The 8350-nt window shown below is 55.6% G+C and carries 8 protein-coding genes; 3 read left to right on the top strand and 5 right to left on the bottom strand.

What is annotated here, in order from left to right; all coding sequences use genetic code 11:
* Positions 1-284 precede the first annotated feature (284 nt).
* Positions 285-1160 (top strand): DUF1003 domain-containing protein, encoded by an 876-nt coding sequence (locus HYZ49_16840; GenBank protein MBI3243951.1) that lies wholly within the window; start codon positions 285-287, stop codon positions 1158-1160.
* Between the two features lie 40 nt (positions 1161-1200).
* On the opposite strand, the gene HYZ49_16835 is transcribed toward HYZ49_16840, so the two are convergent.
* Together HYZ49_16835 and HYZ49_16830 are read right to left on the bottom strand one after the other, a co-directional pair.
* On the bottom strand, positions 1201-1614 hold the full coding sequence (locus HYZ49_16835; protein ID MBI3243950.1) for a hypothetical protein: 414 nt from the start codon (positions 1612-1614) through the stop codon (positions 1201-1203).
* A gap of 24 nt (positions 1615-1638) precedes the next feature.
* Positions 1639-2910, bottom strand: a complete 1272-nt coding sequence (locus tag HYZ49_16830) for a DUF4097 family beta strand repeat protein (protein MBI3243949.1) — start codon at positions 2908-2910, stop codon at positions 1639-1641.
* Positions 2911-3100: 190 nt separating this feature from the next.
* On the opposite strand from HYZ49_16830, the gene HYZ49_16825 reads away from it, so the two are divergent.
* Together HYZ49_16825 and HYZ49_16820 are read left to right on the top strand one after the other, a co-directional pair.
* The gene (locus tag HYZ49_16825; GenBank protein ID MBI3243948.1) at positions 3101-3670 is read left to right on the top strand and encodes a sigma-70 family RNA polymerase sigma factor; all 570 of its coding nucleotides are present in this window, start codon (positions 3101-3103) and stop codon (positions 3668-3670) included.
* On the top strand, positions 3658-4035 hold the full coding sequence (locus HYZ49_16820; GenBank protein ID MBI3243947.1) for a hypothetical protein: 378 nt from the start codon (positions 3658-3660) through the stop codon (positions 4033-4035). Before HYZ49_16825 ends, HYZ49_16820 begins: the two co-directional genes overlap by 13 nt.
* Before the next feature lie 21 nt (positions 4036-4056).
* Here HYZ49_16820 and HYZ49_16815 read toward each other — a convergent pair whose 3' ends face one another.
* The 3 genes from HYZ49_16815 to HYZ49_16805 all read right to left on the bottom strand — a co-directional run bounded on the left by HYZ49_16815 (position 4057) and on the right by HYZ49_16805 (position 8137).
* Entirely contained in the window at positions 4057-5268 is a 1212-nt protein-coding gene (locus HYZ49_16815) for a sugar ABC transporter permease (protein MBI3243946.1), read from the bottom strand.
* A gap of 11 nt (positions 5269-5279) precedes the next feature.
* Positions 5280-6806: an ATP-binding cassette domain-containing protein gene (locus HYZ49_16810; GenBank protein MBI3243945.1), complete on the bottom strand. Its 1527-nt coding sequence runs from the start codon at positions 6804-6806 to the stop codon at positions 5280-5282.
* Between the two features lie 212 nt (positions 6807-7018).
* Complete coding sequence (locus HYZ49_16805; GenBank protein ID MBI3243944.1) at positions 7019-8137, bottom strand: sugar-binding protein; 1119 nt, start codon at positions 8135-8137, stop codon at positions 7019-7021.
* Positions 8138-8350 lie beyond the last annotated feature (213 nt).

Below are 8350 nucleotides of genomic sequence, written 5' to 3'. Positions count from 1 at the left end.
TCTTCACTCAGTTCCCGCCAGGCACGGTCGAAGTCGGTTCGTTTCATGGAGCCTCCAAAAGGGGTATGGGCTGTCGGACGCGCAACGTGCCCCTATCTTACTCCTCTCTCTTCTGCTCCCAAAACTTTGACGGGCACTCCATAATAACTAGTTCTCTGTCCAATTTCTTCGTCAACAGTCACTTGTTTTGGCTTCTAGTGCTTTGGGGCGTCCATCCGCCCGGCCACTAATTCGGTTACAATTACGCCACTTTACATCTACGAAATTTACGAGAGGCCGAATCTATGCCCGCTGATGAAACAATGCTATCCGAAGTGCCGTTCTTCCAACTACTGGACGACGACGAGCGCAAGGCCCTGGCCGCCGTGCTCGACCAGACGAACGTCAAACAAGGAGATACTATCTTCAAGTTTGGCGACCCCGGCGACTCGCTCTATCTGATCCGCGCCGGCAAGGTGGAACTGTTTGCCAAAGATCATACCGGGGGAAAGATCGTCTTCAATGTGGCCGAGCCGGGCGACTTGTTTGGCGAGTTGTCGCTCCTGGACAACGGCCCGCGCACAGCCACCGCTCTGGCCCTGGAAGACACTGACCTGCTGGTGCTCGACCGCGACGACCTTCTGCTCTTCATCCGTAGCGAGCCGCACGCCGCGCTCGACATGCTGGCCGTCATGGGCCAACGCATCCGCAAAACCGACGAACTGCTCCGGGGCCGCGTCTCGCGCAACGTCAACGAAGAGGTGGCAGACAAGCGGACGGTTGTTCAAAAAGCGGCGGACTGGATCGCCGAGTTCAGCGGCAGCATCCCTTTTCTAATGCTTCACATTGTGGTCTTCGCAATCTGGATCACCTGGAACATCCACCTCGTCCCCGGTCTGGCCGTCTTTGACCCATTTCCCTTTGGTCTGTTAACAATGGCCGTTTCCCTCGAAGCCATCATCCTCTCCGTCTTCGTCCTGCTCAGTCAGAACCGGCAGGTGGCCAAAGACCGTATCCGCTCAGATATTGAGTACGAAGTCAACTTGAAGGCCGAACTTGAAGTAGCGCAACTGCACGAGAAGGTGGACGACCTGCACGCCGAGGTGCTGGCCCGCCTGCACAACCTGGAAAAATCACTGGGGAAGCAAAATCACAAAGACGAAACCCCGCCTGCTCCATGAAGCAAGCGGGGTTTCGGATAGAGGCTTTCCGCTGGAACGTCTACGAAGCCACGCCGGGCGGCTCCTCCAGCCGGGGCTTGCCGTCATCCTTTGGCGCTACATCTTTTGGCTTTTCCTCCCTCGTCAGCACGTAAATCAGCACCAGCGCCAGCCCGAAGAACGTCGGAATCAGCCCGGCCAGCATCCAGGGGCCGAGGCCGAGCGGGAACCGCGTTCCACTGCCCAGGAAACCGATCGGATACAGGCCGACGCACAGGGCCATGCCAATGGCCGCGATGGCGATACCCCAGCGTAGGGTGTCCTTACCATTGCCACGCGCCTTGTCTGGGCGTACCAAGCCTTTCTCGGCCAGCGCCATCGTTTCCCGGTAGCTCAGGTAGCGCATGATGCCGGCGAAGGCGAACAGCATAAAAAAGAAGCCTAAGCTGCCAATACAAGGTATTAAGTCGCTCATGTCAATCTCTCCTTTGATAATTTGTTATTTGAGAATTTCAATCGAAATGTCGCCACTGCTGGTCTCGGCAGTCAGGCGTTCGCCGCCGCCGTTGATGGTTCCCTGCCAGTGGGTCTGTTCCTGTTCGCCCTGAATGGTGATCGGGAAGTCGGACTTGATCTTGCCGAAGTCAGTGCTCAAGTCGAAGTCGAGCGCCGTCTCTTCGGGTAGTTTCAGCTTGACACTGCCGAAGTCGGTCTTGATCGTGTGCGGCCCGTCGCCCAGCGACCCGGCGAAGGTAATCGCGCCGCTGTCCGTGCTTAGGTCGAGAGTCACGGCTTCAGCCTCGGTCACGTTTATATCGCCATAGTCAGTGTGGGCTTTTACCGAACTGCTTGCGCCCTCAACATTAATGTCGCCGCTACTCGTGTCCAGGTTGTAAGAACCGGCATCCACTTTCGTCAGCTTCACTTCGCCAAAATTGCTTCTGGCCATGACGAGACCGGCCACCGACAGCCCGGATAATTCCACCTTGCCGCTGTTGGTGTCGGCGACGAGCGAGTCGGCGTTGCCCGTTTTGAATTCGATGCCGCCAAAGTCGGTGGACAGATTCACGTCGCCTTCGGCCTCCACGTTGTCGAGCGTAATCTTGCCACTGCTGGAATGAGCCTCCACATTTCCGTCAGCGGTCACGTCTTCCAGCGACATTTCGCCGAAGTCGGTTCGCGCCTCAACCGCCCCGCCCTGCACGTCCTTCACGCTCACGTCGCCAAAGCTGGTCTTCACGTCGGCGTCACCCATCGTGCCAGAGAGTGATACGTCGCCAAAGCTGGTGGAGGCTGTCACTTTTGTGGTTGCAGGAACCGTGATCGTCAAGTCCACGGTGTCGGTTCTTTGCCCACCAATGCCAATAAAGTTGACCGGCCGTGGCCGCTGAACTTCCACCGTGACGGCATCCCCGTTTTGAGTCACGTTGACTTTGATCTCAGCCAATCCAGCTTCGGCATCTTCCTGAGAAGCGCCCCAGGCCGTCTTATGGGCTTTCACCACGATCTCATCGCCGGTTCCACCGATGATGGTAATATCACCGGCGGCGTTTTCAACGCCAGTGTTTACGCTGAGAATAGCCGGCCCACTCACCGTAAAGCTTTGTTCTTCGTCGGCCTCGGCAGAAACCGTGCTCAGTTCAAAACCGCTCCAACGAATGCCAGAGATGGCGGCGCGGGAGATGCTGAACCATATGATGCCGACGATCCCGACGCACATCGCCAGCATCGCCAGCAAGAGCGATCCGGCAATTAGCCATTTATATTTCATTTCTTTGCCTCCTGAGATAGAATAGTGCTTACTCGATAAGACCGAACGCCGCCGCGAAAGTTTCAGCCGTCACCTCTTTCCTTGCTTTTCCCTCCTTTTCCATGATTTCCTTTGCTGTGAGAAAAGGAAGGCAGCGAAACTTTCCCCGGCCAGCCCGGTCTAACCCGTTAGGGTGAAAAGGGGCGAGTTGTTGAATACACGAGAGGCGGAACTGGTGCGACAGGCGCAAACCGGCGATGCCGATGCATTTGCCGAGTTGGTGACCGAGCACCAGCAGTTCGTTTACAACCTGGCGTTGCGGACGGTGAACGACCCGCACGAGGCAGAAGACTTAGCTCAAGAGGCGTTTGTGCGGGCCTGGGTGGCTCTGCCTAACTTTCGCGGCCAGTCTCAGTTCCGCACCTGGCTTTACCGGATTGTGACTAACCTGTGTTATAACAGGCTACCAAAGCTCAGGCGAGATATTTCGGCGATTGGAGACGAAGAGGTTGTCAACGTCGCCGACGAGTCGCTGGCTGAGCCGGGTCTCGACCTCGAAACCGGCGAACAGCGGGCCTTCCTGCACGAACAGATCGAGGCCTTGCCGGAAAGTTATCGGCTATTGGTGACGTTGCGCTATCAACAGGAGTTGTCGTACGAAGAAATTGCCAGCGTGGTGAGTCTGCCGCTGGGCACAGTGAAGACAGGGCTGTTCCGGGCCAAGGCCCGCTTGCGAGACGCTTTGCGCCAGTTTGAGGAAGAACGAGAATGGGTGAACTAGACGAAGATCGTGAAGTAGAAAACGCTCTGCGCTCGTATCCCCTTGCGCCAGCGCCACCGACTCTGGCCCCCAACGTCATAACTCGCATCCACCGGCTTGCGCCCCTGCCTCGCTTCCGCCTCTCGTGGGTGGACTTTGCCGTGAGCGCCTTTGTGGCCGGCATGGGCGGGCTGGGGTTCATCTTGTGGCAAACCCTCCCGCCGCAATTAACCCCCCATATTCAACTTGAGTTTTTGCGCTTGACGCAACAAAGCAATGGGCCAATCCTGCAAAATGCGATTCTGGGCGGCGCCGGGTTGGCCGTCTTTGCCGTGTTTGTAGCCGCTTTGGTCTTTGCCCGGACTCGCTCCTCGTCAGCCTCCTAGCGCCTGCCTCAACACTTTCATCTATCTTCCGCGACTCCGGGTTGCAACATCAAATATAACAGCCGCCGCTAGCACTGCGGCTCGAGCGATATACTGAATGGATATGTCAATGCCCATCAAGTTCATGCCGCTCGATAGCGACCCCATCACCAACGCGCCGACGATTGAGCCGATAACTTTACCGATGCCGCCGGCGGGCGACACGCCGCCGATAAAAGCCGCCGCGATGGCGTCCAATTCAAACAGATTTCCCGCCGTCGTCGTCGCAGACTTAAAGCGGGAGGCATACAGAATGCCCGATAATGCGGATAACATGCCCATCGAACCAAAAACCACGTAGGTGATTTTTTTGACGCTGATGCCACTCAGTTGAGCCGCCTCTGGATTGCCACCGATGGCGTAAATATGCCTGCCCAGCACCGTCTGTGAGGTGACGAAATCGTAGATGCCGACCACAGCCAGTACGATCACGATCGTCCAGGAGAGGCCTTGGTATCCTGCCATGATCCAGGTGATCCCGCCGACGATAGCCGAGATGAAGACCAGCTTAAGAATGAACATTTCCGGCGACAGCACTTCAAAGTTGTAGGCCTGCTTTTTTCTGCGGTCGTTGATCTGGCTGATGATGAGTAAAACAATGGCCACTACCCCGAGGATCAGTGTTAACTTGTGTACTCCAGGCAACAGCGTGGTCTCGGCAGGGAAAATATCAGGAATGAAGCCGTTGCTCAAGGCATTAAATGTCTCGTTGGCAATGATGATCGTGCCTGTCCCCGCCGTGACAAGCTGTATGGCGCCTCGGTAGCCCAGCCAGCCGGCCAGCGTGGCCACAAAAGCCGGGATTCCCAGTTGCGCCACCAGGAAGGCGGTGATCAGCCCGGCCAGAATTCCGAGGGCCAGCACCATCGGTATGACCACATAGACAGGCAGGTTCAAACCGGCTTGAATGACTTTCGGATCGGCCATCGCAATTGCCGCCAGCGCGCCGAGGAAGCCTGAAAGAAAGCCGACCGACAGATCAATATGCCGGATGACGATGACCAGCGTCATGCCGACAGCCAGGACGGCAATGTAGCCCGTCTGATTGATCAGGTTGCTGATGTTCCTCGACGAAATAAAGATGCCCTTCGTCGTGAAAGTGAAGATAGCCATGATCACGAACAGAGCGATATACATGCCATACTCGCGGATATTTTGTCCCAACAGTTTTTGCAGGTCTTTGAAAAACGACATGGTGAGTCTCCTCAATTGGTTGCCAATTCCATGATCTTTTCCTGCGTTGCCTCCCCAATCGGCAGTTCGCCGGTGATTTTGCCGGAGGCAACAATATAGACTCTGTCACTCATGCCCAGAACCTCGGGCAATTCGGACGATATCATGATGATGCTCATGCCCTGCTCCACCAGCCGGGTCATGATCGTATAGATTTCATATTTGGCGCCAACATCAATGCCGCGCGTTGGCTCATCCAGGATCAATATGTCGGGCTTGACAAACAACCACTTCGCCACCGACACCTTCTGTTGGTTGCCGCCGCTTAGGTTTAGCACCTTCTGCTCAATGCTCGGCGTTTTGATATTAAGAGATGACTTGTATTCATTGGCGACTTTCACCTCGGCGTTATTGTTGACGACGCCGCGACTGGCGATTTCCCGCAAATTGGCCAGGGTAATATTCTGCTTCACATCCTGGATCAGAATCAGGCCGTCACCTTTTCTGTCCTCGGTCACATAGGCCACGCCCGCATTTATCGCGTCGTGCGGATGGGTGAAGTGTTTCTTCCCGCCTTTGACAAACATTTCGCCCTTAATTTGATAGCCGTCCGGATTTCCAAATAGGCTTAAGGCGAGTTCTGTGCGCCCCGAGCCCATCAGGCCAGCAAAGCCGACAATTTCGCCTTTCTTGACGTTGAAAGAAACATCCTTGAGAACACTCCGGCCTAATTTTGGGTCGTAGGCATTCCAGTTTTTCACTTCAAGCAATATATCTGCCGAGCGCTGGCGTTCTCTCTTGGGGTAAATATTGTCAATCTCGCGTCCCACCATGTGTTTGATGAGAACATTTTCAGAGACCTCAGCCTTCTTCGCCTCCAGCGTGCAAATTGTTTGCCCGTCACGCAAAATGGTGACGGTGTCGGCAATCCTTATGACTTCCCGGAGCTTGTGTGAAATCAATATGCAAGTAACGCCGTGCTCTCTAAGTCCGCGCAATAAATCCAACAGATTTTCGCAGTCATCCTCGTTCAAGGCCGAAGTCGGCTCATCCAGGATAAGTAACTTGACCTCTCGGCTCAACGCTTTTGCAATTTCAACTAATTGTTGCTTTCCTACGCCCAAATCCTTGACTTTTACAGCCGGGTTGACATCAAGCCTTACCTTCTTCAACGCTATCGTTGCTCTCTTTATAGTTTCATTCCAGTCAATCGTAATACCATTTGCGCTTTTAACTTCGTTGCCCAGGAAGATGTTTTCATAGACTGTCATTTCGGGAACCAGCGCCAATTCCTGATAGATAATAGCAATCCCGGCCTTTTCACTGTCGCTGATGCCCCTGAATTTCTGCACTTTCCCGCCGAAAAGGATGTCGCCGGTATAGGCACCGTGCGGGTAAACTCCGCTCAACACCTTCATCAAGGTAGATTTGCCCGCCCCATTTTCCCCGACCAGGCAGTGAATCTCGCCCTCGGCGACCTGAAAACTGACGTTGTTCAGTGCCTTAACGCCAGGAAATTCCTTGACAATATTTTTCATTTCCAATATGGGAGTATTCATAGGCAACCTGGTTTCAAAAAATGCAAAAGGCTGGAAGAATTATACAGGAATAGCAGTGGACAACGCGACGCCTTTTCTCATGCCAAGAATCTAACCAAAAGACCCGCCGGGTTTTTGCGAAGCGCCCGGCGGGTCTTGGCCGGTTTTTGTAGGGCGAATTGTCAATTCGCCCTACAATTCCGAATTTCAAAACAGACTCTTACTGCAATTTCTTACGGTAGGCCGGTAAAGTCACTGGCGGGGTAGTAGCCAGAGTCAATGACGGCTTCCTTGACATTGTCTTGGGTGACAGTGACGATGGCTGACGGCTTGGCCGGAACCTCAATCTTGCCGTTGTTGTAGGTGTTGGTCTGCTCCGGCGTCTTGCCTTCCAGGAAGGCAACCGCCGCCGTGATGGCGTCCCCTACCAGAGTGCGGACATCCTTCAAGACGGTCATGGACTGCTTGCCGTCAATGATGTATTGCACCGAAGCCTTCTCCGCGTCCTGCCCGGTCACGTAGTACTTGGCCACATCCTTGTCCGCCGCGAAGGCATCGGCAATCGCCCGAGCCGTGCCGTCGTTCGGAGCCACGATGTACACCGTGCCTTTGTCCGCCGCCGGCGCCGCCGTCAGGTTGGCTTCCGCCAGGTTCTTGGCGACGGTGAAGTCCCAGTTGGTCGTCACCTGGCCGATGATCTTGGCCATCTCGTCGCGGGTCAGTGTCGCCTTGCCTTTCAGGGCTACCGCCTCGCTCGAGTTCTTGATCACAAACGTGCCGTCGGCAATCTTCGACTGGAGCTTGTTCCAGGCGCCCTCGAAGAACAGGAAGGCGTTGTTGTCCGAAGCCGCCCCGGCGTACAGGTACAGGTTGTTGCCCGTGCCGCTGGCGTTGTCTATCAGATACTGGCCCCAGGCTTCACCGACCGCAACACTGTCGAAGGTCACATAGTAATCTACCGCGTCCGTGTCACGAATCAACCGGTCGTAGGAGATGACCTTGACTCCCGCGGCCCGAGCTTCTTCGGCGGCGGCGGCGGCGGCCGTCCCGTCCTGCGGGGTGATGATGAGCACCTTGATGCCCTTGGCGATCAAGGCCTCAACATTCGCTTTCTCTTTAGCCGAATCACCCTGGCTGAACAGAATCTCTACCTCATAGCCGGCCGCGACGAGCGCGTCCTTGAAGCGAGCTTCGTCCTGCAACCAGCGCGGTTCGTCCTTCGTCGGCAATACGATGCCGACGGTGCCGCTCACGGCAGGCACTCCACCTTCAAGGCCGGTAAAGTCACTGGCGGGATAGTAGCCAGAGTCAATGACGGCTTCCTTGACATTGTCTTGGGTGACAGTGACGATGGCCGACGGCTTGGCCGGAACCTCAATCTTGCCGTTGTTGTAGGTGTTGGTCTGCTCCGGCGTCTTGCCTTCCAGGAAGGCAACCGCCGCCGTGATGGCGTCCCCCACCAGAGTGCGGACATCCTTCAAGACGGTCATGGACTGCTTGCCGTCAATGATGTATTGCACCGAAGCCTTCTCCGCGTCCTGCCCGGTCACGTAGTACTTGGCCAC

It is taken from the genome of Chloroflexota bacterium (assembly GCA_016197225.1).
Classification (GTDB): Bacteria; Chloroflexota; Anaerolineae; order Anaerolineales; family VGOW01; genus VGOW01.
This window is presented reverse-complemented; position numbering and strand designations above follow the sequence as displayed.